General features: G+C 31.0%; 19 protein-coding genes. 16 read left to right on the forward strand and 3 right to left on the reverse strand.

Annotated features, from left to right (window positions below; genetic code table 11):
- Positions 1–165 precede the first annotated feature (165 nt).
- The 6 genes from B3B03_RS15840 to B3B03_RS15865 all read left to right on the forward strand — a co-directional run bounded on the left by B3B03_RS15840 (position 166) and on the right by B3B03_RS15865 (position 4086).
- On the forward strand, positions 166–546 hold the full coding sequence (locus tag B3B03_RS15840) for a hypothetical protein (RefSeq protein ID WP_346848664.1): 381 nt from the start codon (positions 166–168) through the stop codon (positions 544–546).
- A 1-nt stretch (position 547) separates the two neighbouring features.
- A complete protein-coding gene (locus B3B03_RS15845) occupies positions 548–913 on the forward strand; it encodes an NAD-binding protein (protein WP_346877799.1) in 366 nt (121 codons plus the stop codon).
- A 2-nt stretch (positions 914–915) separates the two neighbouring features.
- On the forward strand, positions 916–1323 hold the full coding sequence (locus B3B03_RS15850; protein WP_051824143.1) for an NAD-binding protein: 408 nt from the start codon (positions 916–918) through the stop codon (positions 1321–1323).
- The gene (locus tag B3B03_RS15855) at positions 1308–1997 is read left to right on the forward strand and encodes a TrkA family potassium uptake protein (RefSeq protein ID WP_346877800.1); all 690 of its coding nucleotides are present in this window, start codon (positions 1308–1310) and stop codon (positions 1995–1997) included. The genes B3B03_RS15850 and B3B03_RS15855 overlap by 16 nt, the downstream gene beginning before the upstream one ends.
- Before the next feature lie 77 nt (positions 1998–2074).
- Entirely contained in the window at positions 2075–3601 is a 1527-nt protein-coding gene (locus tag B3B03_RS15860; protein WP_346877801.1) for a TrkH family potassium uptake protein, read from the forward strand.
- A complete protein-coding gene (locus B3B03_RS15865; protein ID WP_346877802.1) occupies positions 3580–4086 on the forward strand; it encodes a hypothetical protein in 507 nt (168 codons plus the stop codon). The genes B3B03_RS15860 and B3B03_RS15865 overlap by 22 nt, the downstream gene beginning before the upstream one ends.
- A gap of 56 nt (positions 4087–4142) precedes the next feature.
- Here the strand turns inward: B3B03_RS15865 and B3B03_RS15870 are convergent, their stop codons facing one another.
- Together B3B03_RS15870 and B3B03_RS15875 are read right to left on the reverse strand one after the other, a co-directional pair.
- The gene (locus B3B03_RS15870) at positions 4143–4604 is read right to left on the reverse strand and encodes a threonine/serine exporter family protein (RefSeq protein WP_346848669.1); all 462 of its coding nucleotides are present in this window, start codon (positions 4602–4604) and stop codon (positions 4143–4145) included.
- Between the two features lies 1 nt (position 4605).
- Positions 4606–5373: a threonine/serine exporter family protein gene (locus B3B03_RS15875; protein ID WP_035134500.1), complete on the reverse strand. Its 768-nt coding sequence runs from the start codon at positions 5371–5373 to the stop codon at positions 4606–4608.
- 237 nt (positions 5374–5610) lie between these two features.
- On the opposite strand from B3B03_RS15875, the gene B3B03_RS15880 reads away from it, so the two are divergent.
- The 9 genes from B3B03_RS15880 (at position 5611) to B3B03_RS15920 (ending at position 15967) form a co-directional block, all read left to right on the forward strand.
- A complete protein-coding gene (locus tag B3B03_RS15880; RefSeq protein ID WP_346877803.1) occupies positions 5611–6969 on the forward strand; it encodes a sigma-54 interaction domain-containing protein in 1359 nt (452 codons plus the stop codon).
- A 331-nt stretch (positions 6970–7300) separates the two neighbouring features.
- The gene (ord, locus tag B3B03_RS15885; RefSeq protein ID WP_346877804.1) at positions 7301–8347 is read left to right on the forward strand and encodes a 2,4-diaminopentanoate dehydrogenase; all 1047 of its coding nucleotides are present in this window, start codon (positions 7301–7303) and stop codon (positions 8345–8347) included.
- 37 nt (positions 8348–8384) lie between these two features.
- On the forward strand, positions 8385–8681 hold the full coding sequence (gene ortA / locus B3B03_RS15890; RefSeq protein ID WP_346848672.1) for a 2-amino-4-oxopentanoate thiolase subunit OrtA: 297 nt from the start codon (positions 8385–8387) through the stop codon (positions 8679–8681).
- A 24-nt stretch (positions 8682–8705) separates the two neighbouring features.
- The gene (gene ortB / locus B3B03_RS15895) at positions 8706–10118 is read left to right on the forward strand and encodes a 2-amino-4-oxopentanoate thiolase subunit OrtB (protein ID WP_346848673.1); all 1413 of its coding nucleotides are present in this window, start codon (positions 8706–8708) and stop codon (positions 10116–10118) included.
- Between the two features lie 72 nt (positions 10119–10190).
- The gene (locus B3B03_RS15900; protein WP_346848674.1) at positions 10191–10553 is read left to right on the forward strand and encodes an ornithine aminomutase subunit alpha; all 363 of its coding nucleotides are present in this window, start codon (positions 10191–10193) and stop codon (positions 10551–10553) included.
- Positions 10553–12733: a D-ornithine 4,5-aminomutase subunit OraE gene (oraE, locus tag B3B03_RS15905; protein ID WP_346877805.1), complete on the forward strand. Its 2181-nt coding sequence runs from the start codon at positions 10553–10555 to the stop codon at positions 12731–12733. Before B3B03_RS15900 ends, oraE begins: the two co-directional genes overlap by 1 nt.
- A gap of 166 nt (positions 12734–12899) precedes the next feature.
- Positions 12900–14228, forward strand: a complete 1329-nt coding sequence (locus B3B03_RS15910) for a GlmL-related ornithine degradation protein (RefSeq protein WP_346848676.1) — start codon at positions 12900–12902, stop codon at positions 14226–14228.
- Between the two features lie 45 nt (positions 14229–14273).
- Positions 14274–15428 carry an ornithine racemase Orr gene (gene orr / locus B3B03_RS15915; RefSeq protein WP_346877806.1) on the forward strand — a complete coding sequence of 385 codons (1155 nt, stop codon included), beginning with the start codon at positions 14274–14276 and terminating at the stop codon, positions 15426–15428.
- A 29-nt stretch (positions 15429–15457) separates the two neighbouring features.
- The gene (locus tag B3B03_RS15920; RefSeq protein ID WP_346877807.1) at positions 15458–15967 is read left to right on the forward strand and encodes a flavin reductase family protein; all 510 of its coding nucleotides are present in this window, start codon (positions 15458–15460) and stop codon (positions 15965–15967) included.
- Positions 15968–16180: 213 nt separating this feature from the next.
- On the opposite strand, the gene B3B03_RS15925 is transcribed toward B3B03_RS15920, so the two are convergent.
- Positions 16181–16447 carry a DUF1294 domain-containing protein gene (locus tag B3B03_RS15925; protein ID WP_346877808.1) on the reverse strand — a complete coding sequence of 89 codons (267 nt, stop codon included), beginning with the start codon at positions 16445–16447 and terminating at the stop codon, positions 16181–16183.
- A 311-nt stretch (positions 16448–16758) separates the two neighbouring features.
- On the opposite strand from B3B03_RS15925, the gene B3B03_RS15930 reads away from it, so the two are divergent.
- The coding region (locus tag B3B03_RS15930) for a DUF6531 domain-containing protein (protein WP_346877809.1) at positions 16759–23650 on the forward strand (6892 nt) is incomplete at its 3' end.

A 23650-nucleotide genomic window follows, 5' to 3' on the forward strand; every position in this document is an offset into this window, starting at 1 on the left:
AAAGCAAAGTAAAATATAGCAAAGCTAAGATTAATTAAGCTAATTTAAAAACTCCAATTTCTGAAGTATGGATAATTGTTAATAGTACTTTTAGCTTACTTTGATATTTATATCTAATAAGATTAGAATTAGTAGGTAGTAAAAATTACGTAGGAAGGTAGTATTATGTATAACTTAATTATAGGTTACAATAACTCAAGTATCAACTTAATTAAATCACTTATTTGTAAAGAAAAAATTGTATTTTTGATTGATGATAAATCACCAGAAGAAATTAAAATAAAGAATAAATTTCTTTATTATTATCAAGTCAATATAACTGATATGAAACAGATACTAGATAAGTCATCGAAAGCAATGTTATCACATGTTTTTATAATAACAGAAGATGATTATTTAAATTTAATGATTGAAGATAATTTGAAATTTTTAGATAATGTACAAGTTGTTTATAATTTTAGAGCATTAGAAAAGATATCTAACAACGGTAATAAAAATTTATATCTTCAAGATTTCTTTGAGCCATTAGGTAAGGAGGTAATTTAATTTGTTTGTTGTTGTTATAAGTGAAAGTAAATTTATTAATCGATATAAGGAAAGTTTAGAAGGTTTAAGCTTAGATTTCTCAAATGTAATTTCACCACAAGAACTTTCGCCCGCGTCTTCCGATATATTTAATAATTACTTATTAAAAAGAGCAGATGTGGTGGTGATTATCACACCTAAAGATCAGTTTAATTTCTATATTTCAAAGGTTTGTAAAACTTTTTATGAAACTAAAAAGGTTATTACATTAATTAACAATTCAAACAATAAAGATGTTTTCGCTTCAATTGGAGTTTTTGATGTAATAGATTTTAATTGTTATGCAAAAGAAACTTTATATAAATTTTTAGAAAAAGGAGCAATTTAAATATGTATATTATTATTATTGGATGTGGCAAGATGGGAAGCAAATTAGCTGCAGATTTAGCTGAAACATCCCATGATATATGTGTAATAGATAGGGATGAGGAGAAAACGAATAAACTAGGTTCAGGGTTTAATGGAAGGATATTAAATGGGGTTGAAATTGATATTGACTTACTAGAAGAAGCAGGTATTGAGGAAGCTGATGTGCTACTTGCTTTGACTCAAAACGATAATATAAATATTGTTGCATGTGAAATAGCACAGAATATTTATAAGGTTCCAACTGTAATTGGAAGAGTATTTAATGATGATAGGGGCCACATTTATAATTCCTTAGGCATTAGAACAATTAATCCGATAAAACTAGCTGTTAGAAATATTAAGGAGGATATAAAATGCGAGCAGTTGTAATTGGTGGAGGTAAAGTTGGGTATTACTTAATAAAAAACCTCTTAAACATTGGGTGTTTAATAACTTTGATAGAAAAGAATTATGATATATGTAAGAAAATATCTAATGAACTAGATATTGAAGTAATATGTGGTGATGGTTCAAATTTAGAAGAATTATCAGAGGCTATAGAAGGAACAAATACTATTGTTGCAGCAGTTACAGGTAAAGATGAGGAAAATTTAATTATCTGCCAAATGAGCAAGCGTAATTTCTCTATTAAAAGTGCTATTGCAAGAATTAATAATCCTAAAAATAGACAGTTATTTAGTAAATTAGGTATAACATCTACTGTTTGTAGTACAGAAGTTATTTCAACTTTAATTGAAAATGAACTTGTAGAGGATAATTTTAAAATTGTAAAAACTTTAGATAGAGGAGAAATGGTAATAATTGAAGCTTATATAGATAAAAATTCCTACTGGAGAGATATGGAGATTAAAAGCTTAATTTTACCGAATGATAGTATAATAGTTTCTATTTTAAGAAACAACGAGATTATCTATCCTAGGGGACATACAAAGATCTTACTTGAGGACACTGTTGTATTGATAACAAATACCAGTGTATCTCATAAATTAAGAAAATCTATTTATGGAGATGGTAGTAATGGTAAGAAATTCGGATTATTTTAAGGGAATATTATTTGAAATCCTAGTTGTAGCTATGTATATAATAGTAATTTTTATTTTGAGTTTTTTAGGGTGATTAAATGAGTGAAAAATATTTAAAGGACTTTAAAGTCATAAATTATTATGTTGGAATAATTATATTGGGAACAATTTCATTAATGATTATACCTATCTTCGTAACTGTTTTTTATAAGGAGTGGAGTTCGCTTGTAGATTTTATTCTTGCTCTATTTATTGGATTATCTATAGCCTTTTCACTGATTTTTTCGGGAAAAGACGAAAAAGAAAATAACAAAATTGAATGGAAACACGGTCTTATAATTGCATCATATTCATGGCTGATTCTAATGCTTTTATGTGCCCTTCCCTATGTTTTTAGTGGACATGCAAAATCTTATATAGATGCTTGTTTCGATGTTATGAGTGGTTTTACTACAACTGGAGTATTTCTTATGCAGGATCTAGATCATATGTCCCTTGGACTTAATATGTGGAGACATATACTAACATTTGTAGGTGGGCAGGGCATGGTTGTATTAGCTTTATCAATACTAATTAAAAATTTTTCTGGTGGATATAAGATGTATGTAGGTGAAGGAAAAGATATTGGGCTTTTACCTAATATTAAAGGAACTACCAAGGCCATTTGGAAAATTAGTATAATATATTTAGTAATTGGTACAGTGGCACTTACGATTAATGGTTTATTTATTGGGTTATCACCATCCAATTCATTCATGCATGGACTATTTATATTTGCGTCAAGTTGGAGTACAGGTGGATTTGCGCCAATGTCTCAAAATATATTGTATTATCATAGTTTTTCATATGAATTAATTACAATGGTATTGTTCATCATTGGTTCATTAAATTTTGGTCTTCATTTTGCAGTTATAAAGGGTAAGAGAAAGGAAATTTTCAAAAATGTTGAAACACAAAGCTTTTTTATAACTTCTTTTATTCTTGCAGGATTATTAGTTATGTTCTTATCAAAGACAGGAGTATACACAGATGCTGTTTCCCTATTTAGAAAGGGTGCTTATCAGCTCTTATCTGCACATACCACCACTGGATTTGGCAATCTTTATGCTAGGCAACTATTATTCGAATGGGGAGATTTTGCAATTTTTATTATGACAATTGCAATGCTTATTGGAGGAAGTGCATGTTCAACAGCCGGTGGATTTAAGGGACTAAGGATGGGGATTATCTTTAAGGGAATAATTGCAGATATAAAAAGAGTTCTTAGTTCTGATAGAAAGATTTTAACTACAAAAGTTCATCACATTAAGGATATAATTTTAGATAATGATTTAGTAAAATCATCAATGCTTATAATACTTTGTTATATTGCTATGTTTATTTTTGCAACGTTACTTGGAACATATTATGGCTACTCACTTGTAGAATCAGCTTTTGAGGCAGCTTCTATATCTGGAAATGTTGGATTATCTATAGGTGTAACTTCTATAACCATGCCTATACCACTAAAGATTTGTTATATAATTATTATGTATCTAGGGAGATTAGAGTTTATTTCAGTATTTGCATTAATAGGGTATTTTATAGGAGGAATTAAAAAGTTATGTGTAAGATACAAAAAATAATGTTAATTGTAATTATTACAGCGATTTTTTCTTCATTTCCAGTATTAGCTAGTGAGGCTATAACTTCTGTAAGTGAGCTTATTGATAACGGTTGGGAATATGACTCTAAAATTATAAATATTCAAGGTGAGGCTATTGGTGAACTTTTAGAAAGGGGCAAATATTCATTTGTTAATATAAATGATGGAACCTCTGCCATAGGTATTTATTTAAAAACTACAGATGGGAAAATGATTAAATCTTATGGAAATTATCATAAGATTGGAGATTCAGTAAGAATTACTGGTGTTTTCAATAGAGCCTGCAAAGAACATGGTGGTGATATGGATATTCACTGTGATTCAATACAAATAGTTTCAGATGGTTATGAAAGGACTCATGACATTAACAAACATAAGATAATTTTAACTATCGTACTGATGCCTTTTGTAATCTATGGAACAATGAAGACTTATGGAGTAATTAGAAAAAATAGTAAGAATTAAGTATGAGTAATAAAAGAGAAAAAACACATCAGTTTATATGTGTTTTTTCTCTTTTGTTATTCCTCAACATTTCCTAGTTTACGTTGATTTCTTCTGATTTTTAATTTTTGCATCAATCTACTCAAGGTAGATACTAAAATAATTCCAACAGCTATAACTCCTGCTAAAGAAAGAGTTTCGATTCCATTATTTAAGGAACCAAATACATTACCTTCAACTGCTTCAAAAACTGTATAATACATTCCACTTCCAGGAACTAAGGGAATAAGAGAGCAAACTAAAAATAATGTTACAGGATTTTTTAAAACTCTAGAGAAGATTTCAGCATAGATACTGATGCTTATAGATGCTATAAGCATAGCTAAGATGCTAGAGTCAGATAAGTTCATAGTAAGGCTGTAAAAAAACCATCCAACGGCACCTCCAAGGGCTGCAAAGAACAAGTTTTTATCCCTTACATTAAAGAGAACTCCAAAACCTAAGGAAACAATAAATGCATATATAACTTGCAAAAACATTTTACATCCCTCCTATAATAGACATCCATATTTTGAAACTAAAAGCAGCTCCAATAGCAATGGCTCCAGCTATCATAATAGCTTCCAGAGTTCTTGAAAGGCCTGAAAGTAAATCTCCAGCTATGGTATCACGAATAGCGTTAGTTATAACTAAGCCTGGAACAAGTAACATAATTGAACCAATAATTATTTCATCTTTATGAAATATGGGATTTATGTAAGAGAAGAAAAGTCCAATTATAGCTGCTAAAGCACCACCTGCCACATTAATGAAAAATTCATTAACGCTTAAACGAGATAACATAGAAGATAATAAATTAATTAAAATTCCTACACCAAAGGCTATAATGAAGTCACTAAAGCTACCACCAAAAAGTAAGGTAAATGTACCAGTAGTTACTCCAGCAAAAAAAGTTTTTATGCTGTTAGAATATTTGGGAAAGCTGCGTATATATTTCAATTCTTTTCTAAGTTCATCTAAAGTTAAAGGATGACTTTGTATTTGTCGAGATAAGTTATTAATTAAAGCTACTTTTTCTAAATCTGTGGCTCTAGAAGTAATTCTCTTAATTATGGTACTATTCCTACCGTTTTCATCCATAGTAGAGGTGATTATTGCTGTAGGAGATACAAAGCTTTCCGCATTATCTATGCCATAAGACTTACATATCATATTTATTGTTTGTTCAACTCTGTAGGTTTCACCACCATTTTCAAGCATTATTTTTCCGGCCTCTGCAGCCAAGTTTACTATATTATCAGTAATCATAATGGTACTCCTTTGTTATATTAACAATATCTTATTATTAGCATTCATCAAAGATATTATAGAACAAAAAACAAGATAATGTATAATTGTTAGAATAATAAATTTATTATATTACAATATTGTGTTAAATTTATTATATAGGCAAATATTATAAGGTTACAATAATCAAGGGCAACTTTCAATATGATATTGTTTTCAAGTTTAGGGTCAATTAAAGAGATAGCTAAGGGGGATTTTATGGATAATGTAAATATATTATTAGAAAGTCTAATTAGTAACTTAAAAGAAGGAATTCACATAGTTGATAGTAAAGGAAAGACCATCTATTATAATCATGCCATGGAAAACATAGAAGGCATGAAAAGTGAAGATGTAATGGGAAAGGAAATTCAAGAGTATCTTAGGGATATAGAACACTCAACTATATTAGGAAGTTTAAAAAGTGGACACACCTATAGAGATACTTTACAAAACTATAGTAATGGAGCAGGTAAGATAATAACCAGTGTAAACTCTACTATTCCAGTAATGGTAGACGGAAAAGTTGAAGCAGTAATTGAGATAGCTAGAGATATGACACAAATAAAGAAATTAAATGAAACTATATGTCAGTTAGAAAATAAAAGTAAATCAAAGAAAAATTATTATACCTTTAATGATATTATAGGAAGTAGTAAGGTATTAAATGAAGAAATTTTAAAAAGTAAAAGAGCTAGTATATCTAATTCTTCAGTACTCATATATGGAGAAACTGGATGCGGTAAGGAACTATTTGCACAAGGTATACATTATGAAGGAATAAGAAGAGACAAGCCCTTTATAGCTATTAACTGTGCAGCAATACCAAGTGCACTGTTAGAGGGAATGCTCTTTGGAACGGTTAAAGGTAGTTTTACAGGAGCAGAAAATAAAAAAGGGCTTTTTGAAGAAGCTCATAGAGGTACTATTCTACTTGATGAAATAAATTCTATGGATCCCTATTTGCAATCAAAATTATTAAGAGTACTCCAAGATGGATATATCAGACCACTAGGAAGTAATAAGATTATTGATATAGATGTAAGGATTATAGCAACAATAAATGAGGAAGCAGACAAACTTATAAGAGAAGGAAAGCTTAGAAAAGATTTTTATTATAGATTGAGTGTAATTAAAGTAATGATACCACCACTTAGAGAACGTAAAGAAGATATAAGCCAGTTATGTGATTTTTTTATAAACTATTATAATGGTATTCTATATAGAAATGTAAAAGGAATTAGTGAAGATGTTATGGAGGGATTTTTAAACTATAGTTGGCCTGGAAACGTAAGAGAACTTAAGAATAATATAGAAAGTGCTATGAACATGGTTGAAGATGGAGAAATATTAACAAAGGAGTGCTTTGGTAATAAGATTAATTCTGTAGTAGAAGTAACTTCAGAAGAGGGATTTAGAGGAGATATCCCTTTAAATGAATATATAGATAGTCTTGAAAAAAATATAATAGAAAAAAGCTACAAAAAGAACAATAAAAACATAACAAAAACTTCAGAGGAATTAAAAATATCAAGGCAAAATCTTCAATACAAACTTAAGAAGTATAAATTACTTTAGTTAACTATTTTTTATGAGGATATAATATGAAAAATATAAACAATATGTAATAAAAAGAATTAATTAAATATTAAAAAGATTTACAAACATATATGCCTAAAATTCGGCAAAGCGTATGCAAATAATTTTGCATACGCTTTTTAAGTGGATAGAACCTAAGTAAATATAGAAAAATTTTTTGCGGTAAATTTTTAAAAGTGATGAAATTATATACATTTAACCTATTTAAAGTTATGAAAGTATCTAAATAATGTATTTTCTTTGGCATGTGAATTGCTCTAGTAAAATATAGAATTTATAAAAATAATTTAATCACGAGGGGGATTTTACAATGGAAAATGTTAAGGTAGCAATTTGGGGCTTTGGAGCTATGGGAAGTGGAATGGCAAAAATGCTATTAACTAAAAAAGGTGTAGACATAATAGGGGTTTGTGATATGCATCCTGCTAGAGCCGGAAAAAGTATTTTTCAAGTTTTGGGAGTAGAAAGAGGAGATAGGGAAGATGTAATAATAAAAGCTAACATAGATGAAGTGTTAACAGAAAAATGCTGTGATATTTGTTTATGTGCAACAGATTCTTTCACAAAAAATGCTTTTCCAAAGTTGAAATCTGTACTTGAAAAGAAAATAAATGTTATTTCTACAGCAGAAGAAATGTCTTATCCTCAAGCTAAAAATCCTGAACTAGCTGCAGAGTTAAATAGAATTGCAAAGGAAAATGGAGTTACAATTCTTGGAACAGGTATAAATCCAGGATTAATCATGGATTTACTTGTTGTATGTTTAACAGGTTGTATGACTGAAGTAACTCATGTTGAAGCGAAGAGAGTAAATAGTTTATCACCATTTGGACCAGCTGTTATGGAAGAACAAGGAGTTGGGATGAAGGTTGAAGATTTTAATGCAGGAGTTAAGGATGGAAGTTTAGCTGGACATGTTGGATTTATAGAATCTGTAAATATGATAGCTGATTCTATGGGCTGGAAAGTTGATAAATTTGAACAACAAATGGCTCCAATAGTAACTACTGTAGATAGAAAGTCACCTTATGGATTTGCAGCTGCTGGAGATGTTGCAGGTGTTAATATGACAGGTCAAGGATATGTTGATGGAGAGGTAAAAATAGATATGATTCATCCACAACAAATAGAACCTGAAATGGAAGGTACATTTACTGGAGATTATATCACAATAAAAGGTACACCAGAAGTTAATATGTCAATTAAGCCAGAGGTTGATGGAGGACTTGGAACAATTGCTATGTGCGTTAATATGATTCCACATGTAATTAATGCAAATCCAGGATTAAAAACTATGATAGATTTACCAGTACCAAGGGCTATAATGGGAGACTTTAGAAATTTCATAGATAGATAAACTTATTTAATTATAGAAATTTACTTCGGAGGTGAAGGTGTTGATTAAGAAGGACACATTTATTGAAATAGAAACAGTAGTATTACAATGTGAGGATAGATCACCAGCAATTCCAGACGATACAAAGGAAACTCCACTTAAAATGTGGGTTAGGGGTTTTGTAAATTCAGATTGTGAGCTGGGTGATGAAGTTGAAATCACTACAACTATTGGAAGAACTATGAGAGGTATAGCTAAGGTGGTAGAACCTTCATATTCTCATAATTTTGGTAGCTATGTAAGTGAAATAGCCTATATTGGAAAGCAAGCTAAGGAAATGATTTTCAATAAATAGTTATACAGAAAGTAGGTGATTGATATGAATAAGTATGAAGAGGTTATGAGCAGAAAAAATCAAATTATGATTAAGTCTGTAGGAATGGATTTTGATAAATATGAAAAGGGAAGTATAGCTTTTGATTATGAAGCAATGATGAGAGATATAGGATATTCCCTAAGTGATATTATGAAAATTCAACGAGAAGTGGGAGTTGGAAATACACCTCTCTTAGAATTAAGAAATATTACTGCCTTGGCAAGAAAGGTATCAAAGACTGGAAAAGCAGCTAGGATATTTGTTAAGGATGAAAGCTGTAATCCATCTGGAAGTTTTAAAGATAGAAGAGCATCTGTATCTGTGTATGATGCTAAGGAAAGAGGCTATAAGGGTGTAGCATCAGCTACTTCTGGAAACTATGGGGCAGCAGTAGCATCCCAAGCAGCTATGAAGGGATTAAAATGTACCATAGTTCAAGAATGTTATGACTCTAAAAAAGTAGGACAACCAGAGATTCTTGAGAAGGGCAGAAAATGTGAATGGTTAGGGGCTGAAGTTTTACAATTAACAGTAGGACCAGAATTATTCTACACCTATCTAGAGACTTTAGAAGAAACAGGTTTTTATAATGCATCTTTATATTCTGCTTATGGAATAGCTGGAGTTGAAACTTTAGGTTATGAGATAGCTACAGAATGTAGAGAACGATTTGGAAAGGATCCAGAAGCAGTAGTAATTACCCATGCAGGTGGTGGAAATGTTACTGGTACTGCAAGAGGACTTATAAAGGCAGGAGCAAATAATACAAAAGTTATTGGAGCTTCTGTAAATTTACAAGGTCTTCATATGGCAAGTGATAAAGCCTTTAATAGAAAATCCTTCACTACTGGACACACTGGATTTGGTATTCCATTCATGGTATGGCCAGATAGAAGTGACGTACCAAGAAGTGCAGCAAGACCTCTAAGATATTTAGATAGATATGTAACCTTGCCACAAGGGGAAGTTTTCTACATGACTGAGCTTTTAGCACAGCTTGAAGGACTTGAAAGAGGACCAGCTGGAAATACTTCTTTAGCAGCAGCCTTTGTCATAGCTCAAGAGATGGAGGATGATGCAATTTTAGTAGTTCAGGAGACCGAGTATACTGGTGCTGGAAAGCATATAGTTCCACAATTAACCTTTGCAAAGGAAAATGGAATTAAAGTGCTTAGAGGTAATCCAATGGATGAAGTTCCAGGAGAAAATATTATACTTCCAGAGGATCCATCTTATTTACAAATAGATAATAAAGAGCTAGACGATTATAGAAAATCATTAATTAAAAACACAGTAAAGCTTTTAAAAGAAAAAGAAATTGGACAGGTAGATTTAGATTTCTTATGTGAAGAAACAAAACTTAGAAAAGAAACAGTAATAGATATTCTTAAAGAATTTGGGGTTAATGTGAAATAGGGTTAATAAGTAAATAGGGTAAAGATAAATAATGTGTGAAATAATAAAAAAACCATTAGGGGGAGAGAAGTAGTGAAAAGAGAAGACGATTTTGAAATAAGAAGAAAACATTTAGAAAGTTTAAGTGATGAAGAATTATATGAAAGGTTTTGGAAATTGACAGAAGAAATAGTAAATCCTATGGTGGATTTAGCATATGGAAATACCTCATCCTCTATAGAAAGGTCAGTACTTCTTAGAATGGGCTTTTCAAGCATAGAATCTCAAGCTATAGTTCAAGAAGGCTTAAAAGCAGGACTTCTTGGAAAAGGTATGGGAAATGTAGTTTTAAAATATGCAAAATTAAAGAGTGTGCCATATTTAGAAGCTGGTAGAGAACTTGGAGAAGGAAAAGGCTGGAATGAAGTAACTAATTTGTTTGGGGGGGTTAAATAATGCTAGATATAAATAAGAAAATAGATGTAGCAGAAATACTTAAGGACTTAGATAAGTATGAACCTAAAAGAAGAGGTTGGCATTGGAGAGAAGAATATAATGAGCCAATGGGAGAGTTTGAATATAAGGAGATATCAAAACCCCTAAAAAATAGTAAAGCACTTCCATCAGCAACCAGCTTTGCTAATATAGACCCTCAACCAAAAGCTGTAATAACTTCGGAAATAGCTTCAGGAAGATTTGAAGATGATATTAGAAGAATGAGAATGGCAGCTTGGCATGGTGCAGATCATATAATGGTTATAAGAACATCAGGACAAAGTCACTATGATAGTTTAATTGAAGGAAGTCCAGAAGGAACAGGAGGAGTTCCAATAACTAGAAAAGAAGTTAGAGCTACAAGAAAAGCTCTTGATATGATAGAGGAAGAAGTAGGAAGACCAATAAATTTCCACTCCTATGTATCAGGGGTTGCAGGTCCAGATATTGCTGTAATGTTTGCAGAGGAAGGAATAAATGGAGCTCACCAGGATCCTCAATATAATGTACTTTACAGAAACATAAATATGGTTAGATCCTTCGTTGATGCAGCAGTAGCAAAACATATAATGGCATGGGCTGATATTTTACAAATAGATGGAGCACATAATGCAAACGCAACTGCAATGAAGGGTTATAAGGTAATGCCTGAACTTATGGTTCAACATGCTATAAATTCAAAATTCTCTGAGAAGGTTGGTATGAAACAAAGCAATATATCACTATCTACAGTACCACCAACAGCACCACCAGCTCCATGTTTAAGATATGATTTACCTTATGCTGTAGCACTTAGAGACTTATTTAAAAACTATAAAATGAGAGCACAGATGAACACAAAATACATGGCATCTTGTACTAGAGAAGCTACAGTAACCCATTCATTAAACTTGTTAATATCTGAACTTACTTCAGCAGATATTCAAAGTACAATCACTCCTGATGAAGGAAGAAATGTACCTTGGCATTATAATAATATCCATGCTGTAAATACAGCTAAGCAAGCTTTAATTGGTATGGATGGCTTAATGGATATGATAGAGCTTAAAAAGGATGGATATCTTCCAGAGAAGGTTAGAGAACTTAAGGAAAGAGCAGTATTATTCCTAGAGGAAATGATTGAAAATGGTGGATATTTCAAAGCTGTAGAAGATGGATTCTTTGTAGATTCAGGAGAATATCCAGAAAGAAATAGTGATGGTATTGCAAGAAAGATAGATGGAGGTATTGCTGTTGATACAGTAGTTCCAAGAGATAAAGAATACTTTGCTCCAGTATGTGCTCACTTTGGATATAATAATATTCCAGAAGAATATAACAAACCATGTGATGCAATAGATGAATGTACATTATGTAATCATAGCAAAATAGTTTATATAGATGAACTTGATGAAGAAGATAATGTTAATGTAAGAATGGCTAAAAATAGTAAAGAGGAAGGAACTATAATTCCAGAAGTAGAGTGGAAGAATGATGGCTATGTATCTACAACATTATTCCTAACTGAAGAGGAAAATATAGCAGAGGCTGCAGCCCTTGAAATAGGAAGAAGAATGAATTTAACTGACGTAGAAGTTATTCATAAACAGGTTATGCAAGATGCAGAAGGTACTTTAGTAGAAATCAAAGGTAGAGTAAGCTTTGCAATTAAAAAAGATGAACTTAAGATTCCAGAAAAGCAAGAGCTTTTACCAGATGATGTAATGAGAGATTACGTTAAGAATAATCCTATTAGAGTAGTAGCTGCTACTGTTGGAGAAGATGAACACTCTGTTGGACTAAGAGAAATTATAGATATTAAGCATGGTGGTATTGAAAGATATGGTATAGATGTAGTATATCTTGGAACTTCTTGTCCAGTAGAAAAATTAATAGATGCAGCTATTGAAACAAAGGCTCAAGCTATAATAATGAGTACTATTATCACTCACAATGATGTACACACTAAGAACATGCAAAAGATTCATGATCTATGCATAGAAAAAGGTGTAAGAGACAAATTCATAATAGCTTGTGGAGGAACTCAAGTAACTAATGAAATTGCTGTAGCTCATGGTATGGATGCAGGCTTTGGTAGAGGAACTCATGGAAATAATGTTGCCTCCTTTATCATTGAAACCTTAATGAAAAAAGAACAATAATAATTTGAAGATTTATTATTAGATAAACTAGATTAAATAATAAAAAATATATGATATTTATATAAAGTACTGGGGGTGTCTCAAATAATTAAACTAAGTTTACCTTAAGGATAGATTAATGCTTAGTAAAATTTTGAGGTATCCCCTTTAAACTAGGAGGGAAGCTATGAGAGTTGAATATTTAATAGCGGAAATCGGAAGTACAACCACTGTAGTAACAGCCTTTAATTTTAAAAAAGGAGTTGAGGTTGTAGGACAAGGTAAGGCCTTTACTTCTGTTTTACAAGGTGATGTAACTATTGGACTTAGAAATGCAATTAATGAAATGGAGAAGCAGCTAGGAGAATCCATTGAATATGACAGAATGATAGGTGCTAGTAGCGCCGCAGGAGGCTTAAAAATAACTGTTCATGGATTAGTACAAGATATGACAGTTAAAGCTGCAAAGGAAGCAGCCCTAGGTGCAGGCGGAATTATAAAAATGGTAACAGCGGGTAGGCTTAGAAGAACGGATATTAAAAAAATAAAAGAAATAAATCCTAATCTTATAATGATTGCAGGCGGTACAGACTATGGAGAGAGAGAAACTGCCTTAGATAATGCTGAGATTATAAGAGATGCTGAGCTGAATATCCCTGTGGTTTATTGTGGTAATATAGCTAACCAAGAGGAAATAAAAGAGATTTTTGAAGGTAGAGAACTTTATGTAATAGATAATGTATATCCTAGGGTAGATGAATTAAATGTGGAGCCTGCTAGGGGGATAATTCAAGATGCTTTTGAAGTAAATATTGTTAAAGCCGGTGGTATGGATAAAATTAAAGAAATGGTGGATGGAGCTATAATGCCAACTCCTGGAGCTGTAATGGAAGCTACAAAGTTACTCTATGAAATAATCGGTGATGTAATAGTGGTGGATGTTGGAGGAGCTACTACAGATGTTCATTCCGTAACAGAAGGTAGTGTGGAAATTTTAGATATATTAGTGACTCCAGAACCAAAAGCAAAGCGTACCGTAGAAGGTGATTTAGGGGTATATGTAAATAGAGAAAATGTATTAGAACTTTTACAACATCACGAGTTAGAAGGAAGAACTAAGGATAGTATAAGTAGTTTCATTAAGCCTATTCCAACTACAGAAGAAGAGAAATATTGGAGTAGGGTCCTTGCTCAAAAGGCTGTAAACACTGCCATAGATAGACATGTAGGGCAAATTAAAAGAGTATACAATTCAGGAAGAAAGTTTAGTGCCTATGGAAAGGATTTATCAATGGTTAAATATATCATAGGTACAGGGGGTGCTCTAACTAGGTTAGGTAAAGGCAAGGAAATGCTAGAGAGTATAAAGGATGTTAAGGGAGACATTACTATGCGTCCCACAAAAGAGGCAAAGGTACTCCTAGATAATATGTATATCATGGCCTGTGCTGGAGTTTTAAGTAGAGAAAATAAAGAAGCTGCAATAGAATTGCTTAAAGCTAGTTTAAATTTATAATGACAAATTAGATTTTTAGTTTCTGTAAAGGAGGAGAGTTAGAGAATGGAAAAATGTTATTCAGAAGTAGAATTAAATCAAGAAAATTTAACTTATAATATTGCCCTTGAACAAGAGTTATGGAAAGAAGAAGTAAAGGATAGATATCCTAGAATTGAAATTGATTTAAAAAAATTAACCTATAATACTAAATTTTTATTAAATATGTGTAATGGAAAGATGATAGACATTGCTGTAGTAACTAAGGTGTTTTGTTCACACCCTGATATAGTTCAAGGTGTTTTAGATGCAGGGGTAAAAACCATAGGAGATTCAAGAGTGGCTAATTTAAAAAAGATAGCAAATTTAAATTGTGAAAAGCTACTTCTTAGAATTCCAGCTCTTAGTGAAGTAAGAGAAGTAATCATGTATAGTGATATTTCCCTTAATTCAGAGATAGATACAATTAAGGCATTATCAAAGGAAGCTATAAGAGCTAAGAAAACTCATAAAATAATTTTAATGGTAGATTTAGGAGATTTAAGGGAAGGTGTTTTAGAGAAAGATGTACTAGAAATGTCCAGGGAAATTATTAAATTGCCTAATATAAAGCTTATGGGGATAGGAACAAATTTAACTTGCTATGGAGGAGTAATACCTGATGAAGTAAATTTAGGAAGGTTGCTAGAAATAAAAAACACCATAGAAGAAGAATTAAATATTAAGATACCTATAGTATCAGGAGGAAATTCTAGTAGTTTATATATGGTAATGAATAAAACTGTTCCAGAAGGAATTAATAATTTAAGACTTGGGGAATCAGTGGTTTTAGGAAGAGAAACCGCTTATGGAAGAGATATTCCAGGAATGTTTAAAGATGTGTTTACCTTAAAAGGTGAAATTATAGAAATTAAGGATAAGCCATCAGTACCAATAGGAAATATTGGCATGGATGCCTTTGGAGAGGTTCCAACCTTTCAGGATAGAGGAACAATAAAAAGAGCTATAATTTCAATGGGAAGACAAGACGTAAAAATTGATGGAATAACTCCTAGAGATGAAAAAATAAGAATATTAGGTGGCAGTAGTGATCATCTTTTATTAGATGTAACGGAAAGTGAAGCAGACTACAAAGTTGGTGATATAATTTCTTTTGATGTAGATTATGGAGCATTATTATCTTCAATGACCTCCTCCTATATAAATAAGTGTATAATGTAAATAAAAAATAATTTTAAGGAGAGATTTAAATGGTTGATTTTAAATTATTTACTGAAGACTTAAATGTAGCAATAAGGAATCTGCATGAAAAAGGTGCCTTTTTAACTGTAAAGGCTGGAGATGAAGTTAATACTATGACAATAGGTTGGGGAAATGTTGGCTTCCAATGGGGAAAACCTATATTTACAGTACTAGTGAGAAAGCATAGACATACCTTTTCTATTATAGAAAAAGCTGATAACTTTAATGTAACAATTCCTCTTGATGATAGCTTAAAGGAGGAAATTAAATTCTGTGGTACTAAATCAGGAAGAGATTATGATAAATTTAAGGAATGTAATTTAAAACTAATTCCAGCTAAAACTGTAGATACTCCAATAATAGAAAAATCTAATGTATTGACTTATGAATGTAAAATAGTTTATAAACAAGAAATGAATCCAGAGTTTTTATCGGATGCAATAAAGAACTCAAGCTATCCAGCAGAGGACTATCATGTATTATATGTAGGTGAAGTAGAAGCTTGCTATAAACTATAAAACTGTATTTTAAATTGAATTAATAGCTTCCTATATAAATATTTGTATAGGAAGCTATTTTTATATGGAACTATAAAAATAGTTAACTATGAAGCTATTAAACTATATAACTAGTTAACTATTTGTTCTATTCATGCGGGTTTCAGGGGTTTTTCAATGTATTGGAAGCGTAAATATGTTGGAAATTTAAGGAGTATGAAGTCATTTCTAAAATTATAAGCTGATAAAATAAGTTAATATAGCTATTTGTATAACAAGGATAAGAGGAATACCAATAGTGAATTTTTTATGCTTAGTTTTATGTCTAAAAGTGCTCATACCAGCTAACATACCAATGGAACCTCCTATTATAGATATACATATAAGAGCTTTTTCACTAACCCTCCATTGTCTTTTTATAGCCTTCCTTTTATCTATTAACATTATAAAAAATCCAATTAGGTTTATTATTATTAAGTATAAAATAAAATTATTAAACATAAGACCTCCTAAAGTATTTATATATTTAATTTATATTATATAAAAATAAAAAGCAATAAGGATATATTTATTTTAATAGGTTGTATTAGTTAAAAGTACAATGTAAAAAACTCTCACCCATTGTTCAATTTAATAATAAAATACAACTAATCATTTGAGAAGAAAATATATTTTAGAGTTAGGTAGTTATTCAAATATACAAAATGTGCATGAAAGTATCATTTTTGAACATGAAAGTACATGGAAATAAAAAGGTAAAAGATGAAATTTGTAGAATTGTAAAAATGTAATAAATATTTGGGGGGATAATTGTGACGAAATTTTATAAAAACGTATGTAAATTACTTATAATTACATTATTGGTAACAATGACACCAATAAATGCAATCATAGTAAGTGCTACGGATGACACAGAAGAAGTAACTACTAAAAAAAATCAGGAGGCAGAAATAGTTAGAGAACTTGAAGAGAAGAGAGAGGAGAATACAAAGTACTTTTTAAAAGACGATGGAACTTATGAAGCAATATTATATGAAGAACCTATACACTATTTAAAAAATGGCAAATGGATAGATATCAATAATTCATTGCATGATAAAGGGAATTATTATGAAAATAAAGAAAATGAATTCACTGTTAGGATAGGTAAAAATGCCAGTGATAAAGAGCTTATTTCTGTATCAAAGGATAAGTATAAAATATGGTGGAACATAGGTGTTGGTATCGGAGAAAAATTAGAAGAAGTACCAGTATCAGATGATAAAGGTGTTGAAGAAGAAAAACCAGCTATAGATAATGAGAAAAATGAAGAAACAGAAAAGCCATCAACAGAGGATAAACCAAGTGAGGAAAATGAAAAACCATCAAGTGATGATAAACAAGAAGGGGAAATAGATAATCCACCTTTAGATGGCAAAACAGACGATGAAACAGAACCACCATCTACTGAGGACAAAAAAGGTGGAGAAACAGAAAAACCAACTACAAATGAAGAAATAAAGGATAGAGTAGATGATTCACCTATTGATAGTGAAACTACTAAATTAAAAAAGAAAACTAATTTAGTAGGAAAAGTATCAAAAAATACTAAAATAGATAACACTTCAAATAAAGAAAAAGAAGAAAAAAAAGATTCAAATAAAGATGAGAAAGTAAGTAAAGAAACTAAAGAAAATAATAAAGCTGATATTAATGGAGATGTAAAAAAATCTAATAGTAGTGATAAAAATAAGAATAAAGATAATGATAAATTAAATAAAAAAAATAAAAATAGAAAAATAAAAAATATAAGCAAACTAAGTAAAGCATCAGTAGAAAATACAGGTATAGATAAAGTTATTGATGAAATGGTGGAACAACAACTTGGAGGTAATAGAAGGTCAAAAAGATCAATTAGTAATAATAAGAGTTTAAGAGATAAGATTAAAAAGGAGATTGATAAGAAGTTTTTACCTAATGTTAAATCAAGTGTGGAATTTAAGTCTATTTACGAAAATATTGACTTAGAGTATAAATTGATAGGAAAAACAGTAAAGGAAAATATAATATTAAATGAAAAAATAGATAATCCTTCAATTTTGTTTAATTTGAATATAGAAAATCTAAAACCTAGAGTTGAAGGAAATATAATTATATTTGAAGACTTAGAGACTGGAGCGGAAGTATTCCAATTAGATAAGCCTTTTATGTATGATGCAAAGGGAGAATTGTCTGAGGATATTGAGCTAATATTCAAAGAAGCAGAAGAAGGAGGATATACATTAGAGATAGTTCCAAATAATGAATGGATTAATGATGATAAAAGAGAATTTCCAATTACAGTAGATCCCATAGTAAGAACAGAAATGAATACTAAAGAAATAGTAGATACTTTTACAGCTTATAATGATACTCAAGATAAGTGGAATAATATGTTTTTAAGAGTTGGAAATAATTCAGGAATAGGAAAAACAGAAACATATGTTAAATTTACTAAATTGCCAAAATTAAATGCTGGGGATATGGTAGTAAATGCAGAATTAGCATTATTTAAGGTGAATTCGGAAAGTGGAGCTGATGGCCAAATAAATGCATATACTGTCACTGAAAATTGGAATACAAGTGTACCGAATAAGAAATCACTGGCAACTGAAAAAAGGATATTAGATATTCAGACAGTGAAAAATGGTTGGTACTCTTGGGATGTCACCAAAGCTGTAAAAGGTTGGTATACAGAAGGAAATAATTATGGTATAGCATTAAAAAGGGATAACCCGGCATCAGGAAATACGACATTTTTGTCTTCTGATGCACCTGATCAACATAAAGCAGGATGGCCATTAGTAGTAATTCAATATGTTAATAATACAGGATTGGAGAACTACTGGACATATCATTCACAGGATATGGGTAGAAGTGGAATAGGATATATTAATGATTATAATGGTAATGTTGTTTTTACCCATAATGATTATACAGCCTCAGATAGTAGGTTAGCTTTAAAGATAGAGCATGTTTATAATAGTAATGATAAAGAGACTGATATAGGATACGGAAAAGGGTGGAAACTCAACATTCAACAAAGGATAACTGAACAAGTAATAAATGGTACAACCTATTATAAATATTTTGATAGTGATGGAACTAATCATTACTTTTATTATGATTCAGCATCTAAAACTTATAAATGTGAAAGTCTTGAAGGTATTAAATTCACTAAAAATAATGATGGAAGCTATATGATTACAGATAAAGATAGAAATAAATTATATTTTGTTCCTGGTGGGTACCTTAAAACTATTACAGATACTAATAATAACACTAACACTATACTTTATGATGGAACTAGAATAAGTGGAGTTAAGGATAGCATAGGAAGAACTACACTTTTACAATATACATCAGGTGGAACGTTAATTGGTATCACAGATCCGGCGGGAAGAAAAACTAGCTATGCTTATAATGGAATACAATTAAGTAGAATAACTTATCCGGATGGTAAGGCATCTTATTATACTTATGAAGGTAATAACAATTTATCTTCTGTTAAAAGTTTAGATGGTGCTAAATTGCTTTATACCTATTATGGCGGTTCTACTTCAAGAGTTAAAACTGCCACTTATGTAGATACAGCTGGGACACAGGGGCAAAGTCTAGCCTTTAAATACAGCTATAATGAAACTGAAATAAAGGATGTTAAGGGTAGAACTAATACTTATCAATTTAATAATGGAGGAAATACAATATCTATTAAAGATTCTAATGGAAGTGCACAATACTATAAATATGATAGTAATGAAAAAGCTAAAAATAGATTAGAGCTGGAATCTAAGGTTCAAAAGACAAGCAATAATTATTTAATGAACCATAATTGTGAGTTAAAGGATGGAAATTGGAGTGCTGGTTCTTGGTCAGGTTCTGCAGGTACTAATGAATTTACTACTACAAAAGCTAACATGGGAAAATATTCATTAAAGGTAAATATGACAAATAAAACTAGTAGGAGATTTTATAGTCAAGCTGTCACCTTAGAAAAGGGTAAGACTTATACATTTTCAGGATATGTATCAACTAATGGAGTAAGTAATACTAATAAAAAAGGTGCTGCTTTATTTGTAAATTATACTGATAATACAGGGAATTATGTAACAAAAGATTCTAAATATATTAGTGGAACTACTGGATGGGATAGGGAATCTATAACATTTACTTTGCCATCAGATGCGACATCTAATCTTGTATATATTAGATGTGGGTTAATTGAGGAATCAGGAACTGCATATTTCGATAACTTACAAGTAGAAGATGGAGAAGTTGCTAATAGATATAATTTGGTTGAAAATCCCAATTTTGTAGTTAATGGAGCACCTAATGCCAACTTTTGGACTACAAGTAACTGGGAAAGTACAAACGGATTATATACAACTACAGATTCAACTTATCCATCAAATCTAGATAAAATAAAAGCTGTTTATAAGATGCCTGGTAATACAGAAAAAGATAAAAGTATATATCAAACAATAAACGTTTCAGGAAAAAAAGATGATGTTTTTGTAGTAGGAGGTTGGGCAAAGGCAGAATCACTTCCTCTAATAGGCAATGGTAGATATTTTGCTTTAGATGTAGGACTAGAAAAACCAGATGGTAGCTATGAATGGACTGTTATTCCTTTTAATGGAGATTCATCAACATGGCAATATGTATCAGGACAAGTTGTGGCTAAGAGTGATTATAAAAGTGTAAGAGTATATGGACTTTACTATAAAAATGCTAATATAGCTTATTTTGATGGATTCCAATTATATAAAGAAGAGTTTGGTGCAAGCTATCAGTACGATGATAAGGGTAATATAACGTCTACAGAGGATTTAATAAAACAAAAAACTAATTATAAATATGATGGTGATGATAAATTAACTTCTGTTACAGATCCAAAAGGAAATACAACTAAGTATTCATACGATGGTAATAGGAATTTAATTCAAACTACTACGGCAGAAAACATTGTAAGTTCTTTTATTTATGATGAGTATGGGAATGCAGTAGTATCAAAGATATCTGGAAGTGGATTGTTTATGGAAAGCAGTAATATTTCAAGTGATACTGCAGGATACACAAAAAGAACTATAGATACCAGTGGAAACGAAATACTTAATGTATATAGCGAATCTAAGGATAACTTAGATGTAACTATTAATTCACAAGAGGTTTCTACTTATTATGGATATGATGAAACAGATAAGCTTATAAATACAAGTGCCTATAACCCATATGGTGACAAAAAGACAGGAGAAACTTTCCTTGTAAATGGTAATAGTAGTGGAGATTTAGGAAGTAAATCCCTTGGGTTGGGTGCTACTCCAGTTAAAGATAGCAAAGGGCATTACACTTTCAAAGTTCAAGATGGAGGAGGAGTTCCATATAATTTAGGGATAAGCAAAAATAAAGGGACTATTGCATTAAAATTCAAGCCACAAAGTAATGGTAGTCTTAGGTATTTACTTTGCAGTTCATCGCCTAATGGTGGGTCTTTAGCTGTATATGTAAATACGAGCAATAAATTATGCTTGGCATTTAAAGATAGTAGCGGAATTTGGAAAGAGTCTATTGTATTAAATAAAGCTATAAGTGCTAACACTTGGTATTCTATGATAGCACAATGGGAAAATACATCTTCAGGATTAAAAGCTACATTAACTATAGATGATGAAGTAAAGAATGCTACTGTTAGTGGTGTAAAAGACTTTACTGGTGGTAAGGTTATAGTTGGAGCAGATTTTAATAATAAAAATGCATTAAATGGAGAAGTGGAAGAATTATACTGTTCTACAGAGGTAGACAATTTAACAGAACTAAAGCAGCATTATAATAAGTTAAAGAGCGGTAACTATGGATACTACAAAAATTGGGATGAATATGTTCCTTTAAGAGGAAATTCTTCAAGTATTAATGGACTTAGAGCACTTACAGATAAGAGCAAGTATGATTCATCTAATGAGCTAACTATGCAAGCTACAGGAGGCAGATATGCTAGCTATAGTAGTGGAATAAGGGACAACTCAGGAACAATGAATCTTTGGCTTAAACCTAGTGCAAGTACTAGTACAAGATATATATTTTCTGGAACAACTAGAGAAAATATTGGTGTGATAGAGGCATATTTAGCTTCGGATAATAAAGTAAAGTTATCTGTTAAGAATAGTAGTGGAAGTATTGTAGACATAATAACATCAAATACAGCTGTAACAACAGGACAATGGAATATGTTAACAATATCTTGGAATAAAAGCGGAACAACTCTTACAACCAATATGTATATTAATGGAAATAAAGAGAAATCAGCTTCAGGTACCTATAAAGATTTTTCAGGAGCTAATATATGTATAGGTCAAAAATTATCTGGTAGTTCAATAGAAGGAAACCTAGATGAACTCATACTTTCAAGCAAGTGCTATGATGACAATACTGTAAAATCAATGTATACTAAAGGAAGAGGAAAAGCAACTGCTAGGGTTGGACAAAACAACTATACTTATAATAATGATAGATTATCAAAGGTTTCTAGCAATAGTACAAGCTACAACTTTACCTATGATGGAAATGGAAATCAGAAATCTGTAGCAGTGGGAAGTAGCACTTTAATAACTAATAACTATGATAATGTATCAGGTGTATTAAAAAATGCTACCTATGGAAATGGCAATACAGTAGCCTACGGTTATGATAATTTAAATAGGGTAACTAATAAAACCTTAGATGGTAAGATAGCTTCAAAATATACCTATGATAATTATGGGAATTTAGCTATATCCCAGGATTTAAAAAGCGGAATTACCAATAAATACACCTATGACTTAGCAGACAGACTGGTAAAAACAGAGGATTCAAGTGGAAATTGGTTTAAATATGATTATGATAAGACTGATAAAACTAGTAAAAAAGAAAACCATATAGCAGGAAAATCATATTCCACAAGCTTTAATTTTGATAAAGACGGAAAAACTGAAAATGTATCATTACCTTCAGGAAAAAATTATTTTTATATTTATGATTCTATAGGAAGAACTAAATCTAGAACACTAAACTTAGATGCTGCTTATACCTATGATACAAGATATGAATACAAAGCTGGTTATGCTGGTTCAACAACTTCAATGGTATCATCAATAAAAAATGGCAATAGCGAAATAAAATATACCTATGATGACTTAGGAAGAATTGAAACTGTAAATAATGGTAAAGTAATAAAGTATTACTATGATAGTTTAGGACAGGTTGTAAGAGAAGATAATGGAGACCTTAATAAAACTATAACCTATACCTATGATGAAAGTGGAAACATTCTAAAGGTTGCAGAATATGCACTAACAAGTAACACAACACTAGGAGCAGCAACTAAAGCTGTAGATTATAGCTATGGTGATAGTAATTGGAAAGATAAGTTAACCTCTTACAATGGAAAAGCTATAACCTATGATGCCATAGGAAATCCATTAACTTATGATGGCTACACCTTTAAATGGGAAGGTGGAAGAACATTATCCTCTATAACAGGAAATAGTAAAAACATTAGTTATAAGTATAATAGCGATGGAATAAGAACAGAAAAAACAGTAAATGGAGTAAATCACAAGTACACACTAGAAGGAAGTAATGTAGTATATGAAGAAATAACTAATGGAAGTAAAGTAGATAGGATTTTTTATAACTATGGAGATAAAGGTC

It is taken from the genome of Clostridium sp. UBA5712, assembly GCF_002419845.1.
Taxonomy (GTDB): domain Bacteria; phylum Bacillota; class Clostridia; order Clostridiales; family Clostridiaceae; genus Clostridium_J; species Clostridium_J sulfidigenes.

Coding starts and splice junctions, on each gene's coding strand:
- B3B03_RS15860 (WP_346877801.1), top strand. CDS start 2,075: ATGAGTGAAAAATATTTAAAGGACTTTAAAGTCATAAATTATTATGTT.
- orr (WP_346877806.1), top strand. CDS start 14,274: ATGGAAAAATGTTATTCAGAAGTAGAATTAAATCAAGAAAATTTAACT.
- B3B03_RS15840 (WP_346848664.1), top strand. CDS start 166: ATGTATAACTTAATTATAGGTTACAATAACTCAAGTATCAACTTAATT.
- B3B03_RS15850 (WP_051824143.1), top strand. CDS start 916: ATGTATATTATTATTATTGGATGTGGCAAGATGGGAAGCAAATTAGCT.
- B3B03_RS15875 (WP_035134500.1), bottom strand. CDS start 5,373: ATGATTACTGATAATATAGTAAACTTGGCTGCAGAGGCCGGAAAAATA.
- ortB (WP_346848673.1), top strand. CDS start 8,706: ATGAATAAGTATGAAGAGGTTATGAGCAGAAAAAATCAAATTATGATT.
- B3B03_RS15870 (WP_346848669.1), bottom strand. CDS start 4,604: ATGTTTTTGCAAGTTATATATGCATTTATTGTTTCCTTAGGTTTTGGA.
- ord (WP_346877804.1), top strand. CDS start 7,301: ATGGAAAATGTTAAGGTAGCAATTTGGGGCTTTGGAGCTATGGGAAGT.
- B3B03_RS15910 (WP_346848676.1), top strand. CDS start 12,900: ATGAGAGTTGAATATTTAATAGCGGAAATCGGAAGTACAACCACTGTA.
- oraE (WP_346877805.1), top strand. CDS start 10,553: ATGCTAGATATAAATAAGAAAATAGATGTAGCAGAAATACTTAAGGAC.
- B3B03_RS15880 (WP_346877803.1), top strand. CDS start 5,611: ATGGATAATGTAAATATATTATTAGAAAGTCTAATTAGTAACTTAAAA.
- B3B03_RS15925 (WP_346877808.1), bottom strand. CDS start 16,447: ATGTTTAATAATTTTATTTTATACTTAATAATAATAAACCTAATTGGA.
- B3B03_RS15855 (WP_346877800.1), top strand. CDS start 1,308: ATGCGAGCAGTTGTAATTGGTGGAGGTAAAGTTGGGTATTACTTAATA.
- B3B03_RS15865 (WP_346877802.1), top strand. CDS start 3,580: ATGTGTAAGATACAAAAAATAATGTTAATTGTAATTATTACAGCGATT.
- B3B03_RS15920 (WP_346877807.1), top strand. CDS start 15,458: ATGGTTGATTTTAAATTATTTACTGAAGACTTAAATGTAGCAATAAGG.